The following is a 19,469-nucleotide window of genomic DNA, read 5'->3' as shown; positions in this document are numbered from 1 at the left end:
GCAGGCCGAGAAGACTGATTCCCAGGGAAGGAACCTACCGTTCACATGAACCATCGCGCGGACGCTTATCTTGAGGCGTGGAAGACCAAGCAGCAACTTGCGGAGCAAATGATTCCGCAGATCGGTCAGCTTTACCGCGATCATGACATTGTCATGTCGGTGCACGGACGCAGCCTGGTGGGCCGCTCCGCTATTGACATCATTCGCGCACACGATTTTGCTCGCAAGATCGACGCTGCTGAGCTTCCGCTGAGCGAGTCAAGCGCAGTCGTTGAGGCGCTCGCTTCGATCCAGCCAGGCCCCGTTTCGGTTGACCTTGCGCTGCTCGCAAACGGCTTCCGCGAGTCGGGCAGCAGCAATCTTGAGGCGTACCTGCGCGAGCAGCTCGCTCCAGTTATTGACGCAGCACCAAGCACTGGCACCGATGTTGTGCTCTATGGCTTTGGTCGCATCGGCCGCCTACTCGCCCGCATCATCATTGAGCACTCGGGCAGCGGCAACACTCTGAACCTGCGTGCGATCGTTGTTCGTCGCGGTTCAGACAACGATCTGATGAAGCGCGCTAACCTGCTGCGTCGCGATTCGGTTCACGGTCCATTCAACGGCACCATCAAGGTCCTTGAAGAGGAGAACGCGATCCTCGCAAACGGCGTACGCATCCAGGTCATCTACTCTGACGACCCAGCAAGCGTTGACTACACCGAGTACGGCATCGAAAACGCGATTCTGGTGGACAACACTGGCCGTTGGCGCGACGCTGAGGGCCTGAGCCAGCACCTGCAGAACAAGGGCATTGCTCGCGTGCTGCTTACCGCTCCAGGCAAGGGTGACATGCTGAATGTTGTTTACGGCGTAAACAACGACAAGATCACCGACGACCACACCATCGTCTCGGCTGCTTCTTGCACCACCAACGCAATCACCCCAGTGCTGAAGGTTCTGAACGACACCTTCGGCGTGAAGCGTGGTCACGTTGAGACTGTTCACGCCTACACCAACGACCAGAACCTGATCGACAACTTCCACAAGGGCGATCGCCGCGGCCGTTCGGCAGCACTCAACATGGTGCTCACCGAGACCGGCGCAGCGAAGGCTGTTGCGAAGGCGCTGCCTGAGTTTGAAGGCAAGCTCACCGGCAACTCGATCCGCGTTCCTACGCCAGACGTGTCGATGGCCGTGCTCAATCTGCAGTTCGAGCGCGAGGTTACTGTCGAAGAGATTAACTCACTTCTTGAGCAGGTCTCTCTGACTGGTGCTCTGCGTACTCAGATCGACTACGTTGAGTCGCCAGAGATCGTTTCGACCGACTTTGTTGGCTCGAACCGCGCCGGCATCGTTGACGGTCTCGCAACTATCGTGACCGGCGACAGCGCCGTACTTTATGTCTGGTACGACAACGAGTTCGGTTACAGCTGCCAGGTTGTTCGTATTATTGAGCAGCTTTCAGGAAGTCACCCAGCGCAGCTGCCGGTACGCAATTCCTAATTTGCCACTGCGGATCATTCACTGAGGAAGGAAACACCATGGCCGAGAAGTACATCATCGGAGTAGACGGTTCGGAGCACAGTCGGGCAGCGCTTGACTGGGGACTGGCCCGGGCTACTAGAACCGGAGCACACGTTGAGTTGCTCCACGTGGCCGATGACTCGTTCTTGAGCGAGAGTGTGGCCTTCCTCAGTGAGGCTCAGCAAGCTGCCGAGCAAATGCTGATGGCAGAGAAGGAGTACGCACGCTCCACTGGATTCTCGGGAGAGATCTCGGGCACTGCCGTTGTTGGGCACCCGATCGTTGAGGTTGAAGAGCTTTCAAAGAATGCCGACCTTGTTGTGCTTGGTGCACACACCGGTGGCAAGTTCGCTGGATCGCTCTTTGGCACTCGTGCGGTAAAGATTGCGGCAGTCTCACACTGCCCAGTTGCCGTAATTCCTGCGGAGACCGTTGGCGAGCCTAAGCCAGCGGTGGTTGTTGGTGTCGACGGGAGTGAGGCTGCGAAGAAAGCGATTGCCTTTGCTGCCGAAGAGGCTTCTTCGCGCGGAGTGCCGATGATTGCTGTCTATGCCTGGATGCCTCCGCTGACCCCAGGTCTTGAGTACCTCTGGAGCGAGGAGCTCGTTGAGTCGCAGCGCGCTTCAGCCGAAGAAGCAATTGCGATCGGCACAGCTGGTCTCGCTGGCCGCTACCCCGATCTCGTGATCGAGCGCCGCATTGTGCAGGCTCCACCGGTGGCTGCCCTGCTTCAGGTCGCCGAGGACGCTGACACGATTGTGGTCGGCAGCCGCGGTCGCGGTGGACTCTCCCGCCTGTTGCTTGGATCGGTAAGTCACGGCGTGCTACAGGCGCTGCCGCGAAACACGATCGTGACACGCGCTTAGTACAATTCATACAGTTGAATCCATTTCAAATGGTATGCAATTGTATGTAATCTATATTTTGAGCACCGGTACTACTACCTTCACTCACAGGTAATCTCTAGTTTGCTATCGCTAAACTCGATAGAGTGATATATAAAGCAGCACCGAGTTCAACCCGGGCACCTGATCCTCGCCCTGCTCGCACACGCGCCGCAATCCTCTCTGCCATCGAAAGACTTGGCCGTGAGGGTAAGGAGCTGAGCGTCTCGCAGGTCGTTTCAGAAGCCAGCTTGAGCAGAAGCAGTTTCTACTCGCAGTTCACCGACATCGGCAACGTAGCCGTTCAACTGTTCCGTGAATTTTACGAGCAAAGCTCCCCCGCCTCTGAACTACTGGAACAGCCCCAGACATTGGCAGAAGCCACCACCACACTGCTCACCGAGTTCAACAGCAAGCGTTACCTGTACGCGGCTGTTCTCGGGAGCAGTGCAGCGGTCAGCGCTGAATGGGAAGTTTGCGAGATCATCGCCAACGCATGGACTCCCATCATTGCCAAGCAAGCACCAACCCACGTAAGCGCAGAATTTGCAGCGGTTCACCTCGCTTCAGGCCACCTCGCCTGCATCGTGACGTGGCTCCGCAGCGAGAAGCCCGCTTCGTTCGAAGAGATCGAAACACAGTTGCACGACATGCTGCCCGCTTGGGTAGAAGCTGCAACCGTTTAGCAAGACAACGTCGGCTTTTGCCGCACCTACACAAATCCAACTCAACCAGGTAGCCCCGGGGGAAGAAAACTCACTACGATCAGTGCATGACCCAGATCGTAACCCCCCGCCCGGGGATCTCATCTCGCCTCTCGCAGATGATCCAGCTACCAACAGTCTCGGCCGAGCTTGAGACGCGGGGCAAAGAACCATTCGAAGCGTTCGTAAGCCTGATCGAAGAACAGTACCCGCTCGTGCACCAGCACCTCGCTCGGGAACGAATCACTGACTTTGGACTGCTCTACAAATGGTCAGGCAAGGACTCGCAGGCAGACCCAGCAGTTCTGATGGCCCACTACGACGTCGTACCAGTTGACGAAAGCGACCCCTGGACTTTCCCTCCATTCGAAGGCCGCATCGACGGCGGCTTCGTTTATGGTCGAGGCGCACTCGACGACAAAGGGCCAATGGTGATCGTGCTCGATGCGGTTGAGAACCTCCTCGCCGCCGAGTTCACTCCGGCCAGAGACGTGTACCTCTCATTCGGCGGCAATGAAGAAACCTTCGGCGATGCTGCTGAACAGATCGCCGAAACCCTACACGCACGCGGCATTTCCCCCTGGATCATCATCGACGAAGGCGGCGCAGTAACCGACGCACCGCTCCCCTTCGTTACCGGGGCAGCTGCAATGGTAGGAGTCGGAGAGAAAGGCATCGCCACCGTTCAGCTCACCGCGCGAAGCGAAGGCGGGCACGCTTCCGTGCCGCCACCACTCACGGCAGTTGGCCGAGTGTCACGCGCAGTGAACCGGCTGACGCCAAATACCTTTTATGCGCGCACGCCGGAAGCGATCCCACGCATGCTCGGAATCTTCTCGAAACGCAGCAGAGGCCTCGGCAAAGTGCTCTACCCCATGCTCTCCGCCTGGCCGTGGCTGAACGCACGCGTCTTTGCGGCGCTCGGCGGCGAAGCCGCAGCCATGGTTCGCACAACCATCGCCCCAACACGCCTCAACGGTGGCACCGCCAACAACGTGCTGCCATCACAGGCCAGCGCAACAGTGAACCTGAGACTTGCACTTGGCGAGACCGTCGAAAGCACGGTCGAAACCCTGCGCAAGAAGATCAACGACGATGAGATCACCATCGAAGTGCTTGAGGGCAATGATGCATCGCCCGAATCATCAAGTTCAGGCCCGCAGTTTCAACTGATCGCTGAGGCAGTGCGGTCCTCGCATCCAGAAGCAGTAACGGTGCCATACGTAACCATGGCAGCCACCGACTCGCGCTACTTCCACCGTTTCTTCCCCGCGACCTACCGATTCGCCCCACTCCTGATGGATGCAAAACAGCGCGGAGCGATCCACGGCATCGACGAACGAGTTGCGATCAGCGAACTCGAACGCGGCGAACTGTTTCACCGAACACTCATTGAGAGGCTCCCGGCATGAGTTCATCTAGTTCAATGGCGAACGAAAAGACTTCCTCACGCACCAAGGTTCGCCTAGGCGCACTCGCTGGCGTAGTCGGCTTTCTCGCGTTTGTAGAGTTCACGAGCGGCGTGCTGCAGGGCTACTACACGCCCATGCTCACCGACATCGCGAGGCATCTCGGTATCCACGACGCCGACGTCAACTGGCTTGAGGGCACCCAGCTCATGCTTTCAGCGCTCGTCGTGCCGGCCTTCGCAAAACTCGGTGACATGTATGGCCACAAGAGAATGCTGCTCTGGTCGACAGCGCTCACCGCCATCGCCTCGCTAGCGCTACCGTTTACGGACTCTTTTGCAGTCTTTTTGGTTGCGTGGGCATTGCAGGGCTTCTACGTTGTTTGGCTGCCACTCGAAGTTGCCATTATCTGGTCGCGCACCCACGGCAAAGAAGGCAGCTCGCTGCTCACGGCGCGTGCTGCAGGCATTCTGGTCGCCATGCTTGAGGCAGGCGCCATCATCGGCGCGCTGCTAGGCGGCCAGCTCATCGACATGCTGCCGCTCTGGATAGTGCTGCTGGTACCAGCACTCCTCGTAGTGGCGTGTTACTTCGTGATTCAGTTCGGCGTGCAAGAGTCAAAGCAGCAGTCAGGTGGCAAACTTGACCTCGTTGGTCTCTCGCTCATTTCGATTGCCCTGATCGCGTTCACCGGTGGCCTCAGCCTGCTGCGCCTGAACGGAGCAGCCGATCCGCTGGCCTGGTCAGTAACCGCGCTCGGCGTGCTACTTGTGATTCCGTTTGCGCTCTACGAACTGCGGCATCATGATCCGCTCATTGATGTGCGTATGTTCCGATCGCCAGCGCTGGCCCCCGTGTTTCTGACCGCTGGCCTGTTCGGGGTGAGTGTGCTTGGTGCGCAGGCTCCCCTGTCGACCTTTGCGCGCACCGATCCCGAAACCTACGGATATGGGCTCGGCACCTCAGGATTCGCCACTTCGCTGATCATCGGCCTCTACCTCGTCGGCATGATTAGCGGCGCGCTGCTCTTCCCGAAGTTCTCGCGATGGCTGTCGCCGCGAATCACCCTGATCTGCGCGGCCGCACTGGTCGGTATCGGCTACTTGCTCTTCTTGCCCTTCCACGACAGCTACCTGCAAGTGATCACCAATATGTTTATCGCAGGTATCGGCTCTGGCGCACTCGTCGCGGCCTTGCCCGCGGCGGCGGCCTCAGCGGCTCCGGCAACCCAGACAGGCGTGGCAACCGGCCTCACAAACTCTGTAAAAACTGTCGGCGGCGCAATCGCCTCAGCAATCTTCGGTATCGCGCTAATGCACGGAGTTACCGAAGCTGTCGCTGGCGGGGCTGCTGCCTCCGAAGGCACCGCTGGCTCGCTTTCGGGGTACATCACAGTATGGACCGTTTGTGGCGTCACCGCGCTTGCGGCTGCGGTGCTGTTGTTCTTTGTGCCAAAACAGTCGTTCACTGATCAGGCTCCGCTTACTGCCGGACTCTCTAGCGGAGCCGGGGCCTAGTGACTACCACCAGCCTCAAAACGATTGGCATGATCGGCGGCATGACTTGGGAGTCAACCGCCAGTTACTACCGCATTGCCAACGAAACAGTTCGTGACCGCCTCGGCGCTCTGCACAGCGCCCGCATTCTGCTGGCATCGCTAGATTTTCAAGAAATCAGTGAGCTACAGAGTGCGGGTCGCTGGGCCGATGCGGCCATCATTTTGAGCCGCACCGCCGCCGAACTTGAGCGGGCAGGCGCAGAGGTCATCCTGATTTGCACCAACACCATGCACTTGGTTTTTGATGAAGTGCAAGCCGCGGTTCAGGTTCCGACCTTGCACATTGGCGACGTTACTGGTCAGGCAATTCGCGCAGACGGCTTGAAGAAGGTCGGATTGCTCGGCACCGCTTTCACCATGGAGAAGGCGTTCTATCGCGATCGAATTGCTTCTCACGGCGTCGAGGTCATTGTGCCAGAGCCACTGGATCGCAAAACCGTGCACGACGCGATCTTTCATGAGCTTGCTCTCGGCATTTGCAGTGAAGACACACGAAATGAGCTTCGAGAAATCATCGCCACCCTTGTCAAAGAGGGCGCCCAGGGAATCATTCTGGGCTGCACAGAACTCGAATTGTTGGTGAGTCAGTCAGATAGCCCCGTGCCGGTCTTCCCAACGGCGCGCCTGCACGCAGAAGCAGCAGTCGAGTTCGCGCTGAAATAAACCCGCAGAGAGCAGCTTAGGCCTTTGGCACTCGCCGCAAGGTAGTTGACTGCATAATCGTACCCACTGGTCCGTTGGCGTCGTGCATGACACTGTTCGTGAGCCCAACACCCTGCGAGCCAAAAGCAACTCGCGTATCGAGACCTACAGCGGTGCCGCTTGGCTCAGCGAAGAAATGCAGAGTGAGATCGACGTTCGGGAACATCCAATCGGTGGGCTCCTGTCGTACCGCGACTCCGTTCGCGGTGTCGAGCAGCTTGGTGTATTCGGCGAGCGGCTGAGCTGCTTCCCCCTCAACAAGCGCATGCTCAGACACGATCCAGGCACGCGCCCGCCCTGGGCGTCGACCCGGGGCCTGATGTGCAGTAATACTCGCGATGAACCCGCCAGGCCACTCCATGAGCGTTGAATCTTCGGCACACTCGTCGATCGAGGGCATCGCCGCAAATTCATGACCCGCTACGTCGGCAGTATCTGATTTCTGCAGCAGCCAGGCGCGCGCACGAATCGTGACACGACCACCAATCACCGCGGTGGCTTCAACCAGTTCGATTGTGCGGCCCGGGCGGACAACCTCAGTGCTGATCGAGATTTCTTCCCGAGCTATCTGCCCAAGCACCTCAAAGGTGAAGCGACTGAAGATCAGAGAACCATCGAGGTTCTGCTCACGCCAGCGCTCAAGGTGGTGAATCACAAGGCCCGCGACAGGGGCAAGATGCAATTCGTCGTCGCGCCATGCTCCACCAGCATGCGCGGTCGGCATGTAGCGATCCTCGCCCAATGAAACGAAGTAAGCGTTCGGCGTTGCAGCACTCATGAATTCGAGCTTATCGGGTGCTTCGCACAGTTGGGGTATTAGTCCCAGCTCGCCCCAGCTTCTTCACGAAAGCGCTGATGGCAGGCCGCACACACCGATTCGTACTGCACCGAGCCGTCATCGATAGCGACCTGGTCACCTGCAAACACCGGCACACCGTTGATACTGCGCAGATTCATGGTCGCTTTCGAGCCGCAGGCGCAAAGTGTACGAATTTCTTCGATCTCGTGCGCGACGGTTAGCAATCGTGCCGCACCAGGAAAGCTATCGCCACGGAAATCGGTGCGCAATCCGTAAGCGATAACCGTCACGCCAACTCGCACTGCAACATCGAGCAAATCGTTTGCCTGGCGTGGCGAAAGAAACTGCGCCTCATCGACGAGGATCACGTCGTAGTCGGCCTTTGTGACGTTCAGCGGTTCGCCATCGGCCCAAAGAAAATCAACTGGTCGCTCCACACCCAGGCGTGACACGATCCGATCGCCGCCCTTGAGATCTACTGACGGTTTAACGAGCATCATGCGCTTGCCGAGGCTGTCATAGTTGTGTGCAACCTGCAGCAGAGCGGTGCTTTTGCCCGCGTTCATTGCCGCATATCGGAAGTGGAGTTTGGCCATATATAAAAGATACCGGGCGGTGATTGGCGATCCCAACCCTTCCACGAGTTTCACCGCGGGGGTCCTTGGCCGAGTTTTCGGGGAAACAGGAAACCCCCGCCAGTTTCCTGACGGGGGTAATGTGGTGGGCCCTACCGGGATCGAACCGATGACATCCACGGTGTAAACGTGGCGCTCTACCAGCTGAGCTAAAGGCCCCCTGCCCGTGGGCTTGTTTCGAAGTGATTTCGAAGCTGTGCCGCTCGGACTTGTATAACTCTAGCGGGTTTTTTGACTCGGTTTGACCACTTCAATCAAACCGAGTCAAAAATCACCTACTTAGAGGGCTTCAACAGCCGCGCGATACGCCGAGAAATCGCGCGCTTCGCCTGGCGACGTCTCAAATGAAGCGAGAACCTTGCGATCCTCGCCAATAATTACCGTTGCGCGTGTCGCGATACCGCGTTCTTCGATAAATGCGCCGTATTGGCTTGCGACTGCGCCGTGTGGCCAGAAGTCAGAAAGGATCGAGAATTCGTAGCCTTCCTTCTCGGCCCAGACCTTCAGCGAGAAGACCGAGTCAACCGAGATTCCGACAACTCGCACCTTGGCATTTGAGAAAACCGCGAGGTTGTCGCGGAGCTCGCAAAGCTCACCCGTGCAGATGCCCGAGAACGCAAGCGGGAAGAACACCAGAGCAACCGGCTGCTCGCTTACGAGCTCCGAAAGTGTCAGCTCTTCACCGTGCTGATCCGAAAGCGTGAAATCGGGCGCAATTTCGCCAACCTGAATAACCATTCTGACTCCTTCTTCTGTGTGGTTTTTAATCTATCGTGAGGGACATGCCTCCGGTCGGGATCTTCAGAAACTACGCAGCTAGCTGATTTTTCTTGGGAAAAGCGGCATTCCCCGCGCGTGAATTGGATATGCCCAACAGATCGTCACGGTGATACATGCAGTTTTGTCGTTGGTATTCGATAGTCTTGAGGTTGGCCCCCCTTATCGGAGGGGTCCTGTTCGTGTCGCCAGAATCACGGTCGATACGAAACTCGTGAAGGAGCATTATCTTGGCTGTGAACACAGAGGATCCGTACGCACCAGAAAGCGACGATATCGATCCAGCCGAAACCGGCGAATGGGTCGAATCGCTTGATGCGGTCGTAGAAGAGCGAGGCGCAGCCCGCGGTCGTGAAATCATGACCAGCATGCTGGCGCGAAGCCGACAACTGCGATTGAACGTTCCGCAGGTACCAACGACTGACTACGTCAATACGATTGCTTCTGCTGATGAAACCGAGTTCCCCGGCAACGAAGAACTCGAGCGCAACTACCGTCGCTGGATTCGCTGGAACGCCGCCGTTACCGTGCACCGCGCACAGCGCCCAGGCATTGGCGTAGGCGGCCACATTTCGACTTACGCTTCGGCAGCATCGCTGTACGAGGTTGGCTTCAACCACTTCTTCCGCGGCCAGGATCACCCAGGCGGCGGCGACCAAATCTTCATTCAGGGTCACGCTTCACCGGGTGTTTACGCCCGTGCTTTCCTTGAGGGGCGTCTCGACGAAAACGACCTCGACGGCTTCCGCCAGGAACACTCGCACGAGGGCGGCAGTCTGCCAAGCTACCCGCACCCACGTCTGCTGCCTGATTTCTGGCAGTTTCCAACCGTGTCGATGGGTCTTGGCCCAATCAACGCGATCTACCAGGCGCAGCTCAACAAGTACCTCACCAACCGCGGCATCAAGGACGCATCTGACCAGCACGTTTGGGCGTTCCTTGGCGACGGCGAAATGGACGAGGTCGAAAGCCGTGGCCAGCTCCAGGTTGCTGCCAACGAGGGTCTCGACAACCTGACTTTCGTCATCAACTGCAACCTGCAGCGTCTTGACGGCCCGGTTCGTGGCAACGGCAAGATCATTCAGGAGCTCGAGAGCTACTTCCGTGGCGCGGGCTGGAATGTGATCAAGGTCATCTGGGGTCGCGAGTGGGACGAACTATTGAACCGCGATAGCAGCGGCGCACTGCTCAACGTCATGAACACCACGCCAGATGGTGACTACCAGACATACAAGGCAGAGAGTGGCGCATTTGTGCGCAACCACTTCTTCGGCAAAGACGAGCGCGCGCTCAGCCTCGTCGAGAACTACACCGACGAGCAGATCTGGCAGCTGCGCCGCGGCGGCCACGACTACCGCAAGGTCTACGCGGCGTACAAGGCAGCGACCGAGCACAAGGGCCGCCCAACCGTCATTCTTGCGAAGACTGTCAAGGGCTACGGTCTCGGCCCGCACTTTGAGGGCCGCAACGCGACACACCAGATGAAGAAGATGACGCTTGAAGACCTCAAGCGCTTCCGCGACATCATGCGTGTTCCGATCACCGATGAGCAGCTCGAGGCTGATCCGTACCGCCCACCGTACTACCACCCGGGTGCAGACGATCCAGCGATCAAGTACATGCACGAGCGCCGCAAGAGTCTTGGCGGCTACCTGCCGGAGCGTCGCACGAATCACGTTCCTGTGACGTTGCCAGAGGCCAAGAACTACGCCATTGCGGCGAAGGGTACGGGCACGCAAGAGGCTGCTACCACGATGGTCTTCGTACGCCTGCTGAAAGACCTCATGCGTGACAAGGGCTTCGGTGCGCGCTTTGTGCCGATCATCCCTGACGAGGCGCGAACCTTCGGTATGGATAGCTACTTCCCTACCTCGAAGATTTATAACCCGCACGGCCAGAACTACACTTCGGTTGACCGCGAACTGCTTCTTGCCTACAAGGAGAGCCCGCAGGGTGTGCTGATTCACGTCGGCATCAACGAGGCCGGCGCGGCCGCAGCGTTCACCGCTGTTGGCACCTCATACGCGACTCACGGACAGCCGCTGATCCCGATCTACATCTTCTACTCGATGTTCGGGTTCCAGCGCACGGGTGATGCGATTTGGGCGGCCGGCGATCAGATGGCCCGAGGCTTTATGATCGGCGCAACTGCGGGCCGCACCACGCTCACCGGCGAAGGCCTGCAGCACGCAGACGGCCACTCGCTTGTGCTCTCGAACACGAACCCAGCTGTCGTTTCTTACGATCCAGCGTACGGTTTCGAGGTCGGTCACATTGTGCGCAGCGGTATCGAGCGTATGTACGGTGGCAATCACCCAGATCCGAACGTCATGTACTACATGACCGTGTACAACGAACCACTGATTCACCCAGCCGAGCCAGAAGGCACCGACGTTGACGGTATCGTACGCGGTATCCACCGCATCAAGGCCGCCGCATCGACCGGTATCCCTGCACAGATCTTCGCTTCTGGCGTTGCAGTGCCTTGGGCTATCGAAGCCCAAGAGTTGCTGGCCAATGAGTGGGGTGTGGCTGCAGATGTCTGGAGCGTCACTTCATGGAGCGAACTGCGCCGTGACGGTCTCGCCGCGGAACGCCACAACTTCCTGTATCCAGAAGAAGATGTTCAGGTTCCATACCTGACTTCTAAGCTCGCTGGATCAGAGGGCCCTGTGGTGGCTGTCAGCGATTGGGCAAGCGACGTTCCCGATCAGATCAGACAGTTTGTTCCGGGCGACTACTCGGTGCTTGGGGCTGATGGATTCGGCTTTAGCGATACCCGTGCAGCTGCACGCCGCTACTTCGCAATCGACCGCGAATCGGTAGTGGTGCGCGTGCTGCAGCGTCTCGCCGCACAGGGAAAGATCGATGCTTCGGTGCCTCGTCAGGCCGCAGAGAAGTACCGTCTTCGCGACGTCAATGCCGGCACTACGGGTGGTGCTGGCGGAGACGCTTAATCTGACAATTTGAAGGCAACGGAGCACGGATGGAACCGACGAAGGAGCGCGAGCTCGCTTGGCTACGAACAATAGCTGGTGAGCTGGCCACCACAACGATCACACGTCTCGAAGAGACGCTGCCCTGGTACAGCGAAATGCCGCCCGGGCGGCGTAGCGCGATCGGGCTAGTGGCTCAAAGTGGTATCAGTTCGTTCATCCAGTGGTACGAAGACCCAACCACCACGCCCTGGATCGCAAGTGACGTTTTCAGCGCGGCTCCTCGTGAGCTACTGCGCAGCATTAGTTTGCAGGAAACGCTCCAGCTGATCCGGGTCGTGGTGACCGTGGTCGAGGATCGCGTGGCTCCGCGGAGCGAGGCGCTTCGCGAGGCAGTGCTCCACTACTCCCGTGATGTGGCTTTTGCTGCCGCCGATGTTTACGCACGCGCAGCAGAAGCCCGAGGGCTCTGGGACGCCAGGCTTGAGGCGCTCGTCGTTGACTCGATCCTTACCGGAGAAAGCGACGACGAGCTGCCCAGCCGCATTGCAGCTCTTGGCTGGAACGGTGGCGGCGAGGCAGCCGTGCTGGTTGGCACGAGTGATCGTGCCGTTGATGTCGATCAGATCAGGCGCACCGCGCGCCATGCCGGCGCCGATGTGCTGATTGGTTTGCAGGGCAATCGCCTGGTGCTGGTGCTCGGCCGCATGCAGCTTGATCCTAAAGAGATTTCGAGCAGCAACGAACCGCTCCCCTTCATCAGCATTGCGAGCCGCCTTGACGCTCACTTTGCTGCTGGCCCGTTGGTACTCGGCCCGACCGTTGAGAACCTCGTTGAGGCCTCGCGCAGCGCACGCGCCGCTCTCGCTGGCATAGCTGTTGCGCGATCATGGCGCGGCGCAACCCGGCCGGTGCTCGCAGATGATCTCCTGCCTGAGCGCGCTCTCGCAGGCGACGGTCTCGCTCGTCGCAGTTTGATTGAGCAGGTCTACGAGCCTCTGATGGAGCAGTCTGGCGAGTTGCTCGAAACAATTTGGTGCTACGTCGATAATGGTCGTTCTCTCGAGGCGACTGCTCGCGAGCTTTTTGTGCACCCAAATACCGTGCGCTATCGCTTGAAGAAAGTCGGCGAAATCATTGGCTGGAATCCGACTGGTGCGCGCGAAGCGCTGATCGTGCAGTCCGCCCTGATCGTCGGCTCCATTGCGCAAAATGGACGCAGAAAGTCGTCTGCGTCAAAAAAATAGGCTTTCACGGCTCACCAGCCACGAAAGGGCTAAAAATGAATACGCAAAGTGTCGACTAAGAAGTGAGAGTTGGTAGCTCACAAGCCGCCAACGGACTAAAAATAAACAGAAAATCTGCGTCCAAGAAGTGAGCTTTTGTTTCTCACAAGAATCAAAAGAAGACGAATATGGGAACTTACACCGTCGTTCTGAGATGCAAGCGGTGTTGCCGATACAGGGACGCCGAAGCTCTTGAACCCGATCTGAGTGTCAATTGAGTTTTTACTCACTTCCACAACGCTCGCTCGAAATCCCCGAATCCCTCATTTCTTGCGCTATTTTTAGTGTCTATCCACAACGAATTCGAGTTTTTCTCGTTCTTTATATGCAGTTCAGCATTCGACCATCTGAGAGACTGTAAGACGTGATTGTTATCGCTTGCCCTGGACAGGGCTCCCAAACCCCAGGCTTTTTGACCGAGTGGCTTGAAGACTCTTCAGCCGCAGAGTTCTTGGCTCTGGCCTCTGAGCGCGCTGGCGTTGACCTGGTTGCACACGGCACCACGAGCGACGCTGACACGATCCGAGACACCAGCATTGCTCAGCCACTGATTGTTGCTGCGAGCCTGCTGGCTTGGCGGGCACTTGGCGAACGGGTTTCGCTAGATAGTGTCGGCGTTGCCGGTCACTCAGTTGGCGAGTTTGCTGCCGCTGCGGCAGCAGGCGTGCTCACCGAGGGTGACGCCCTGCAACTGGTTGGCGTTCGCGGGCGCGCAATGGCCGAAGCAGCGACCCGAAAGCAAACTGGCATGAGCGCTGTTGTTGGCGGCGTTGAGGCAGACGTGCTCGCGGCAATCGCTGCGCAGGGCCTCACTCCGGCCAACCGAAACGGTGGCGGCCAAATTGTCGCTGCAGGATCGCTTCCAGCGCTGGCAGCACTCGCAGAGAACGCTCCCCGAGCAGCTCGCGTGATCCCACTTCAGGTAGCTGGCGCCTTCCATACCGAGTACATGTCGAGCGCAGTGCCAGTATTGAACGAGGCCGCAAGCCAAGTGACCACGGCAAACCCAACGCGCACCCTCTGGACAAACGCAGACGGCAGCCTTGTAGACAACGGCGCACGCTTCGTTGAGCTTCTCGTTTCACAAATCGCAAACCCGGTCCGATGGGACGCCTGCATGGAGGGCTTCCAGACAGCCGGCATCACCGGCCTGATTGAGCTCACCCCCGCTGGCGCGCTGACCGGCATCGCAAAGCGCGGACTCAAGGGCGTACCAAGCGTCGCCGTGAAGTCTCCCGCAGACCTTGATGCAGCGGTAGAACTTATTACGAACGCAAACGCCTAATCGGCGCAGCTTAGGAGCAAAAGCAATCATGGCAATGCTGACCCAACTTTCCGGCCCAGCGCACACGCGAATTCTTTCGGTGGGCGCAGCCCGCGGCGAAATCGACGTACCAAACGATGACATCGTGGGTCCAATCGACTCTTCAGATGAGTGGATCCGCCAGCGCACTGGCATCATCCAGCGTCGCTACGCCGGGAAAGATGTGCTCGCTGTTGATCTGGCAGTAGCCGCTGCAGAAGAAGCAATCGTTCGCAGCGGTCTTGATCGCAGCGAGATCGATGGTGTCATCATCAGCACCATCTCGAACGTTGCAGTCACACCTTCGATGGCTTCACTTGCTGCGTACCGCCTGGGCATTGCCCCAGCTGCCGCATTTGATCTTTCGGCAGCCTGCGCAGGATACGCCTACGGCGTCGGTCAGGCAGACGCACTCGTGCGTTCGGGTGTCTGCAAGAACGTACTTGTGATCGGCGCTGAGAAGCTTTCAGAGCTGGTTGATCCAACGGATCGCTCAATTTCAATGCTGCTTGCCGATGGTGCCGGTGCCGTAGTTATTGGTGCATCCGATCATGCCGGCATTGGCCCAACAGTTTGGGGCAGCGACGGTGAAAAGTGGGATGCGATTCGTATGCACGCCAGCTTCGGCGAGTACCGCGCAAACCCACTTGAGGTTGGATTCCCTACACTTCGCCAGGATGGCCAGACGGTATTCCGCTGGGCAGTCTGGGAGATGGCCAAGGTTGCCAAGCAGACCCTTGAGGCTGCCGGTATTGAGGCGGCAGATCTTGCCGCGTTTATTCCGCACCAGGCTAACCTGCGCATCATTGACGAATTTGCGAAGCAATTGAAGCTTCCCGAATCAGTTGTTATTGCTCGCGATATCGAAATGCAAGGAAACACCTCTGCCGCTTCGATCCCGCTGGCAATGCACGCCCTGCTCGAAGAACACCCGGAACTTTCAGGTGGTCTTGCCCTGCAGATCGGTTTTGGTGCCGGTCTTGTCTACGGCGCGCAGGTTGTTGAACTGCCATAAGTGCAGTCACTTACTAAACTCATTCAAGCCACCACTACCTAGGAGAACAAAATGGCATACAGCAACGAAGAAATTCTGGCCGGCCTGGCAGAGCTCATCAACGACGAGACCGGCATTGCGCCAGACGCTGTCGCACTCGACAAGTCGTTCACCGATGACCTCGACATCGACTCGATCTCGATGATGACCATCGTTGTCAACGCAGAAGAGAAGTTCGACGTCAAGATCCCTGACGAGGAAGTAAAGAACCTCAAGACTGTTGGTGACGCTGTTACCTTCATCGCAGGCGCACAGGCCTAACCCTCTTTTCGGTAGCTGATCCGGGGGCAGACATTTGCCGTCTGCCCCTCGGTTCACTCCCCCAAAAACTTTCCCCCTTTCCACTCCCAGTTCGTATACGGAGCGCGACCATGAGTAAAAAGATCGTCGTCACTGGCATCGGTGCATCGTCACCTATCGGTGGCACTGCCAGCGAGAGCTGGGAATCGCTACTTGCCGGCGAATCAGGCGTACGCACACTTGAGTACGACTGGGTAGAAAAGTACGATCTGGCTGTGAAGTTTGCCGGCCAGGCTCGTGTAAAGCCAAGCGAAGTGCTGGCACGCCCAGTCGCAAAGCGCCTCGATCCGTCGAGCCAGTTTGCCCTCGTAGCGGCAATGGAAGCATTTGCTGACGCGGGATCACCCGAAGTTCCTTCGGAGCGTCTCGGTGTCGATTGGGCCACCGGCATTGGTGGCGTCTGGTCGCTGCTTGACGCATGGGACACCCTGCGCGAGAGCGGCCCACGCCGCGTGATGCCGCTGACCGTGCCGATGCTCATGCCGAACGCACCAGCTGCCGCCGTCTCGATGCACCTTGAAGCTCGGGCCTACGCACGCACCGTTGCTTCGGCATGCGCGTCGAGCACCGAGTCGATCCACAATGCGTTCGAGCACCTGCAGGCAGGCCTCGCTGACGTTGTGATCGCGGGCGGTTCAGAGGCCGCGATCCACCCGATCACGATCACCTCGTTCAATTCGATGCAGGCTCTCTCGAAGCGAAACGATTCGCCAGAGACCGCATCACGCCCGTACAGCATTGACCGCGACGGCTTCGTCATGGGCGAGGGTGCTGCGGCGCTCGTGCTTGAGACCGAAGAACACGCGCTCGCACGTGGCGCAAAGATTTACGCTGAAATTGCCGGTGGCGGCGTAACTGCTGACTCGTACCACATCACCGCGAACGACCCTGAGGGTCACGGTGCGATCCGCGCGATTGAGCTTGCGCTTGCCCAGGCAGGTGCAACAGCCGATGAGGTTACTCACGTGAATGCTCACGCGACTTCGACCCCTGTGGGCGATCCCAACGAGTACACGGCGCTTGCAAAGGTCTTCGGCGACCGAGTCAACACCATCCCCGTATCGGCGACCAAGGCCGCAACCGGTCACTTGCTCGGCGGCACCGGAGCACTTGAGGCGCTCTTCACCGTGCTCGCCGTGAAGAATCGTGTGGCTCCCCCAACTATCAACCTGGTGAACCAGGATCCCGCGACTCCGCTTTCGGTGTCGGTCGATCCGCAGCCACTCGGTGATGGCCCGCAGCTCGCGCTCTCGAACTCGTTCGGGTTTGGGGGCCATAACGCCGTAGTCGCTATTCGCTCCTACGACGCGTAACATTTCGCTAGCCCTACGTGAGCCGGTGGGCTCACGCGGCGTAGCCGCAAACAAAGCCCTGCTTTGTTCTTTAGCGGCTGGCCGGGCCATAACGCCGTAGTCGCTATTCGCTCCTACGACGCGTAGCGATTCCAAATTAAAAGCGAAACGGCGCCCGAGCTTTCAGAGCTGGGGCGCCGTTTGCGTTCAGGACGGTGGATCACCCTGCGTTCAGTCTCGGCAGCACAAAAATGGTCGCATCGCCCTCTTCGGCTGCGCGGAAAGGGTCAAGCTCCCGATCCCACGCTTCGCCTAGGGCGATAGCAAAACCCCGCTCGATCGCAGCGACATCGCCAGCAGCCTCGTCAAGCACCGTGCGTATCGCGTTCTCGGTGAGCAAAGCGTTGCCCGAGGCGTCGGTCTGCATCGTGAAGATCCCGAGGGCAGGCGTATACATGATGCGCTGCGCGTCGCCCGAAGAGCGTTGGTTTTCGGTGATCTCAAACCGTAATTGTTGCCACCCAAAGAGAGAGGTGGCGACGGCAGCTGCTGTGCGAGGCAGTCCGCGCCAGTCCGCGGTTGTGCGCATCATGTTCGGCAATAGTGGCTGTGGCTGCCAGTCGAGCTTCACAACTTTGCCAATTTCTCGGGCAAGCGCCCATTCGACATGCGGCACAAGTGCTCGTGGGCATGAGTGCACAAAAAGCACCCCCGTCGCGACCGATGTTTGAGCCTCCGCAGACGTGGTTGGTATCGACATCGCTGCTCCCTTCGCTTCGAAACGTCTTCCCCAACGTCGAAACACCGGTTGCATGGTGTCGCCACGAGTCTCCCACGTTTGCCGGGCTACAGCAAACGATCTGAGTTCTGGCGGCAGGCAACTCTCAGGTAAGTTTGAGGGGTGAAACCGTTCCTCCTGATTACGACACGCGACGACAAAGACATTGCCGCCGAGGAACACGCTTCCTATTGCAAGCTCACGGGCCTGCTGCCCGAAGATCTGGCCTGGATCCGAATGGACCAGGAACCCCTCGCCACGATCGATCTAGACCGCTATTCCGGCATTATTCTGGCGGGCAGTCCCTTCACCGTCAGCGAGCCAGACGATACGAAGTCAGAGAACGAACTACGCGTTGAACGAGACCTCGCAATGCTGCTCGACCGGGTAGTCGATCGCGATTTTCCGTTCCTAGGAATCTGCTACGGCATTGGCACCATCGGCACGCATCAGGGCGCTCGTGTTGATCGCACCTTTGGCGAGAGCACACAAGCCACCAGAATTCATATGACCGAGGCTGGCCAGGCCGATCCGCTGCTGGGCGAACTGCCCACCGAATTTGACGCTTTTGTCGGGCACAAAGAGGCCATCAGTGAGGTTCCAGAGCACCTCACCGTGCTGGCGAGCTCACCGAACTGTCCGGTTCAGGCGTTTCGGGTTGGCGAAAACGTCTACGCCACACAGTTTCACCCCGAACTCGATGGCGCTGCCATGACCTCGCGTATTCACGCTTATGTTGACCACGGCTACTTTGACCCCGGTGAGGTCGAGGCCCTGATTCAGCGTATTCAGCAGGCCGACGTACGTGCTTCACAGATGGTGCTCTCGCGATTCACCGAGCAGTATCTGCGCTAGCGAACGCTGGATCGCCCTGCCATTGCCCTGATAGTTGTTTGACGCCCCAACTCAAGATACTCGCTGCACAAGAAAACGAACGCTTGGCCGAGCAATGGCGTTGGGCTTCGACTAAGCTAGAGAGGTTGCCAAGGGGCGTTAGCTCAGTCGGTTAGAGCAAAGGACTCATAATCCTTCGGTCGTGGGTTCAAGCCCCACACGCCCTACCAAGTTCACCTTTGGTGGCAGCAACAAAAGCCCCCTCGGTTTGTCGAGGGGGCTTTTGTGTTGCCTTGGAAGCGAGCGAGCGTGAAGCTACTTCGTTTCGTTTGGGTTCTCGTTTTCAGATGCTGGATCAGCATCTTCGGGGCTGGCTTCTACGGCGGGTGCAGCAGGCTCAGCTTGAGCGGCAGGCTCAGCATGAGCGGCAGGCTCAGCATGAGCGGCAGTCGCGGCAGATTCAGCGAGGTTGGCACCCTCGGCCTCAGTAGCCGAAGCTGCGGTCTCGGCTGCGACGAACTCAGCCGGGGTCTCGGCCGCCGCACGCTTGCGCTTCGAAGCGACCGCGGCGAAAACAATCACCAGACCTGCGAGCACCAGAATGCCTGCGATCCACCAAATAAAGTTGAGGCTTTGGCCGCCAGTTTCGGCGAGGCTATCGAGTGAGACAAAAGCAGATTCGATTGCTGAAACGTGAGACATTGCTAGCTCC

General features: G+C 58.5%; 18 protein-coding genes and 2 tRNA genes. 14 read left to right on the top strand and 6 right to left on the bottom strand.

What is annotated here, in order from left to right:
• Positions 1-45: 45 nt before the first annotated feature.
• From QBL02_RS12070 to QBL02_RS12045, 6 genes are all read left to right on the top strand, one after another.
• Positions 46-1,485, top strand: coding sequence for a glyceraldehyde-3-phosphate dehydrogenase (locus QBL02_RS12070; protein ID WP_282726676.1), 1,440 nt, complete (start codon positions 46-48; stop codon positions 1,483-1,485).
• Between the two features lie 38 nt (positions 1,486-1,523).
• Complete coding sequence (locus QBL02_RS12065) at positions 1,524-2,372, top strand: universal stress protein (protein WP_282726675.1); 849 nt, start codon at positions 1,524-1,526, stop codon at positions 2,370-2,372.
• A gap of 125 nt (positions 2,373-2,497) precedes the next feature.
• Positions 2,498-3,076 carry a hypothetical protein gene (locus QBL02_RS12060; RefSeq protein WP_282726674.1) on the top strand — a complete coding sequence of 193 codons (579 nt, stop codon included), beginning with the start codon at positions 2,498-2,500 and terminating at the stop codon, positions 3,074-3,076.
• A gap of 86 nt (positions 3,077-3,162) precedes the next feature.
• Positions 3,163-4,506, top strand: coding sequence for a M20/M25/M40 family metallo-hydrolase (locus tag QBL02_RS12055; RefSeq protein ID WP_282726673.1), 1,344 nt, complete (start codon positions 3,163-3,165; stop codon positions 4,504-4,506).
• A complete protein-coding gene (locus QBL02_RS12050; protein WP_282726672.1) occupies positions 4,503-6,020 on the top strand; it encodes an MFS transporter in 1,518 nt (505 codons plus the stop codon). The genes QBL02_RS12055 and QBL02_RS12050 overlap by 4 nt, the downstream gene beginning before the upstream one ends.
• The gene (locus QBL02_RS12045; RefSeq protein ID WP_282726671.1) at positions 6,020-6,724 is read left to right on the top strand and encodes an aspartate/glutamate racemase family protein; all 705 of its coding nucleotides are present in this window, start codon (positions 6,020-6,022) and stop codon (positions 6,722-6,724) included. Before QBL02_RS12050 ends, QBL02_RS12045 begins: the two co-directional genes overlap by 1 nt.
• 16 nt (positions 6,725-6,740) lie before the next feature.
• On the opposite strand, the gene QBL02_RS12040 is transcribed toward QBL02_RS12045, so the two are convergent.
• From QBL02_RS12040 to QBL02_RS12025, 4 genes are all read right to left on the bottom strand, one after another.
• On the bottom strand, positions 6,741-7,541 hold the full coding sequence (locus QBL02_RS12040; RefSeq protein WP_282726670.1) for a thioesterase family protein: 801 nt from the start codon (positions 7,539-7,541) through the stop codon (positions 6,741-6,743).
• Positions 7,542-7,579: 38 nt separating this feature from the next.
• A complete protein-coding gene (locus tag QBL02_RS12035; protein ID WP_282726669.1) occupies positions 7,580-8,158 on the bottom strand; it encodes a thymidine kinase in 579 nt (192 codons plus the stop codon).
• A gap of 122 nt (positions 8,159-8,280) precedes the next feature.
• Positions 8,281-8,356, bottom strand: a tRNA-Val gene (locus QBL02_RS12030).
• Between the two features lie 120 nt (positions 8,357-8,476).
• Positions 8,477-8,935: a peroxiredoxin gene (locus QBL02_RS12025; protein WP_282726668.1), complete on the bottom strand. Its 459-nt coding sequence runs from the start codon at positions 8,933-8,935 to the stop codon at positions 8,477-8,479.
• A gap of 269 nt (positions 8,936-9,204) precedes the next feature.
• Between QBL02_RS12025 and aceE the strand changes: the two genes are divergently transcribed.
• From aceE to QBL02_RS11995, 6 genes are all read left to right on the top strand, one after another.
• Positions 9,205-11,931 carry a pyruvate dehydrogenase (acetyl-transferring), homodimeric type gene (aceE, locus tag QBL02_RS12020; RefSeq protein ID WP_282726667.1) on the top strand — a complete coding sequence of 909 codons (2,727 nt, stop codon included), beginning with the start codon at positions 9,205-9,207 and terminating at the stop codon, positions 11,929-11,931.
• Between the two features lie 29 nt (positions 11,932-11,960).
• Positions 11,961-13,157 carry a helix-turn-helix domain-containing protein gene (locus QBL02_RS12015; RefSeq protein WP_282726666.1) on the top strand — a complete coding sequence of 399 codons (1,197 nt, stop codon included), beginning with the start codon at positions 11,961-11,963 and terminating at the stop codon, positions 13,155-13,157.
• A gap of 403 nt (positions 13,158-13,560) precedes the next feature.
• Entirely contained in the window at positions 13,561-14,481 is a 921-nt protein-coding gene (locus QBL02_RS12010) for an ACP S-malonyltransferase (RefSeq protein ID WP_282726665.1), read from the top strand.
• Positions 14,482-14,509: 28 nt separating this feature from the next.
• Positions 14,510-15,514 carry a beta-ketoacyl-ACP synthase III gene (locus tag QBL02_RS12005; protein WP_282726664.1) on the top strand — a complete coding sequence of 335 codons (1,005 nt, stop codon included), beginning with the start codon at positions 14,510-14,512 and terminating at the stop codon, positions 15,512-15,514.
• A gap of 51 nt (positions 15,515-15,565) precedes the next feature.
• On the top strand, positions 15,566-15,814 hold the full coding sequence (locus QBL02_RS12000) for an acyl carrier protein (RefSeq protein ID WP_282726663.1): 249 nt from the start codon (positions 15,566-15,568) through the stop codon (positions 15,812-15,814).
• Positions 15,815-15,924: 110 nt separating this feature from the next.
• Positions 15,925-17,166, top strand: a complete 1,242-nt coding sequence (locus QBL02_RS11995) for a beta-ketoacyl-[acyl-carrier-protein] synthase family protein (RefSeq protein ID WP_282726662.1) — start codon at positions 15,925-15,927, stop codon at positions 17,164-17,166.
• A 199-nt stretch (positions 17,167-17,365) separates the two neighbouring features.
• Here the strand turns inward: QBL02_RS11995 and QBL02_RS11990 are convergent, their stop codons facing one another.
• On the bottom strand, positions 17,366-17,905 hold the full coding sequence (locus QBL02_RS11990; protein WP_282726661.1) for a DUF3145 family protein: 540 nt from the start codon (positions 17,903-17,905) through the stop codon (positions 17,366-17,368).
• Between the two features lie 141 nt (positions 17,906-18,046).
• On the opposite strand from QBL02_RS11990, the gene QBL02_RS11985 reads away from it, so the two are divergent.
• The gene (locus QBL02_RS11985) at positions 18,047-18,778 is read left to right on the top strand and encodes a glutamine amidotransferase (protein ID WP_282726660.1); all 732 of its coding nucleotides are present in this window, start codon (positions 18,047-18,049) and stop codon (positions 18,776-18,778) included.
• A gap of 132 nt (positions 18,779-18,910) precedes the next feature.
• Positions 18,911-18,987, top strand: a tRNA-Ile gene (locus tag QBL02_RS11980).
• A gap of 85 nt (positions 18,988-19,072) precedes the next feature.
• Here the strand turns inward: QBL02_RS11980 and QBL02_RS11975 are convergent.
• Positions 19,073-19,459 carry a hypothetical protein gene (locus tag QBL02_RS11975; protein WP_282726659.1) on the bottom strand — a complete coding sequence of 129 codons (387 nt, stop codon included), beginning with the start codon at positions 19,457-19,459 and terminating at the stop codon, positions 19,073-19,075.
• Between the last annotated feature and the right edge of the window lie 10 nt (positions 19,460-19,469).

Origin of the sequence: Leucobacter sp. UT-8R-CII-1-4 (assembly GCF_030010235.1) — a bacterium.
In the GTDB taxonomy this organism is placed as follows: domain Bacteria; phylum Actinomycetota; class Actinomycetes; order Actinomycetales; family Microbacteriaceae; genus Leucobacter.
This window is presented reverse-complemented; position numbering and strand designations above follow the sequence as displayed.

What these genes read in the sequence shown, in the direction of transcription:
- QBL02_RS11995 (WP_282726662.1), top strand. Translation starts at nt 15,925, where the DNA reads ATGAGTAAAAAGATCGTCGTCACTGGCATCGGTGCATCGTCACCTATC.
- QBL02_RS12015 (WP_282726666.1), top strand. Translation starts at nt 11,961, where the DNA reads ATGGAACCGACGAAGGAGCGCGAGCTCGCTTGGCTACGAACAATAGCT.
- QBL02_RS12005 (WP_282726664.1), top strand. Translation starts at nt 14,510, where the DNA reads ATGGCAATGCTGACCCAACTTTCCGGCCCAGCGCACACGCGAATTCTT.
- QBL02_RS12035 (WP_282726669.1), bottom strand. Translation starts at nt 8,158, where the DNA reads ATGGCCAAACTCCACTTCCGATATGCGGCAATGAACGCGGGCAAAAGC.
- QBL02_RS12055 (WP_282726673.1), top strand. Translation starts at nt 3,163, where the DNA reads ATGACCCAGATCGTAACCCCCCGCCCGGGGATCTCATCTCGCCTCTCG.
- QBL02_RS12050 (WP_282726672.1), top strand. Translation starts at nt 4,503, where the DNA reads ATGAGTTCATCTAGTTCAATGGCGAACGAAAAGACTTCCTCACGCACC.
- QBL02_RS11990 (WP_282726661.1), bottom strand. Translation starts at nt 17,905, where the DNA reads ATGTCGATACCAACCACGTCTGCGGAGGCTCAAACATCGGTCGCGACG.
- QBL02_RS12000 (WP_282726663.1), top strand. Translation starts at nt 15,566, where the DNA reads ATGGCATACAGCAACGAAGAAATTCTGGCCGGCCTGGCAGAGCTCATC.
- QBL02_RS12065 (WP_282726675.1), top strand. Translation starts at nt 1,524, where the DNA reads ATGGCCGAGAAGTACATCATCGGAGTAGACGGTTCGGAGCACAGTCGG.
- QBL02_RS12025 (WP_282726668.1), bottom strand. Translation starts at nt 8,935, where the DNA reads ATGGTTATTCAGGTTGGCGAAATTGCGCCCGATTTCACGCTTTCGGAT.
- QBL02_RS11975 (WP_282726659.1), bottom strand. Translation starts at nt 19,459, where the DNA reads ATGTCTCACGTTTCAGCAATCGAATCTGCTTTTGTCTCACTCGATAGC.
- QBL02_RS12040 (WP_282726670.1), bottom strand. Translation starts at nt 7,541, where the DNA reads ATGAGTGCTGCAACGCCGAACGCTTACTTCGTTTCATTGGGCGAGGAT.
- QBL02_RS12070 (WP_282726676.1), top strand. Translation starts at nt 46, where the DNA reads ATGAACCATCGCGCGGACGCTTATCTTGAGGCGTGGAAGACCAAGCAG.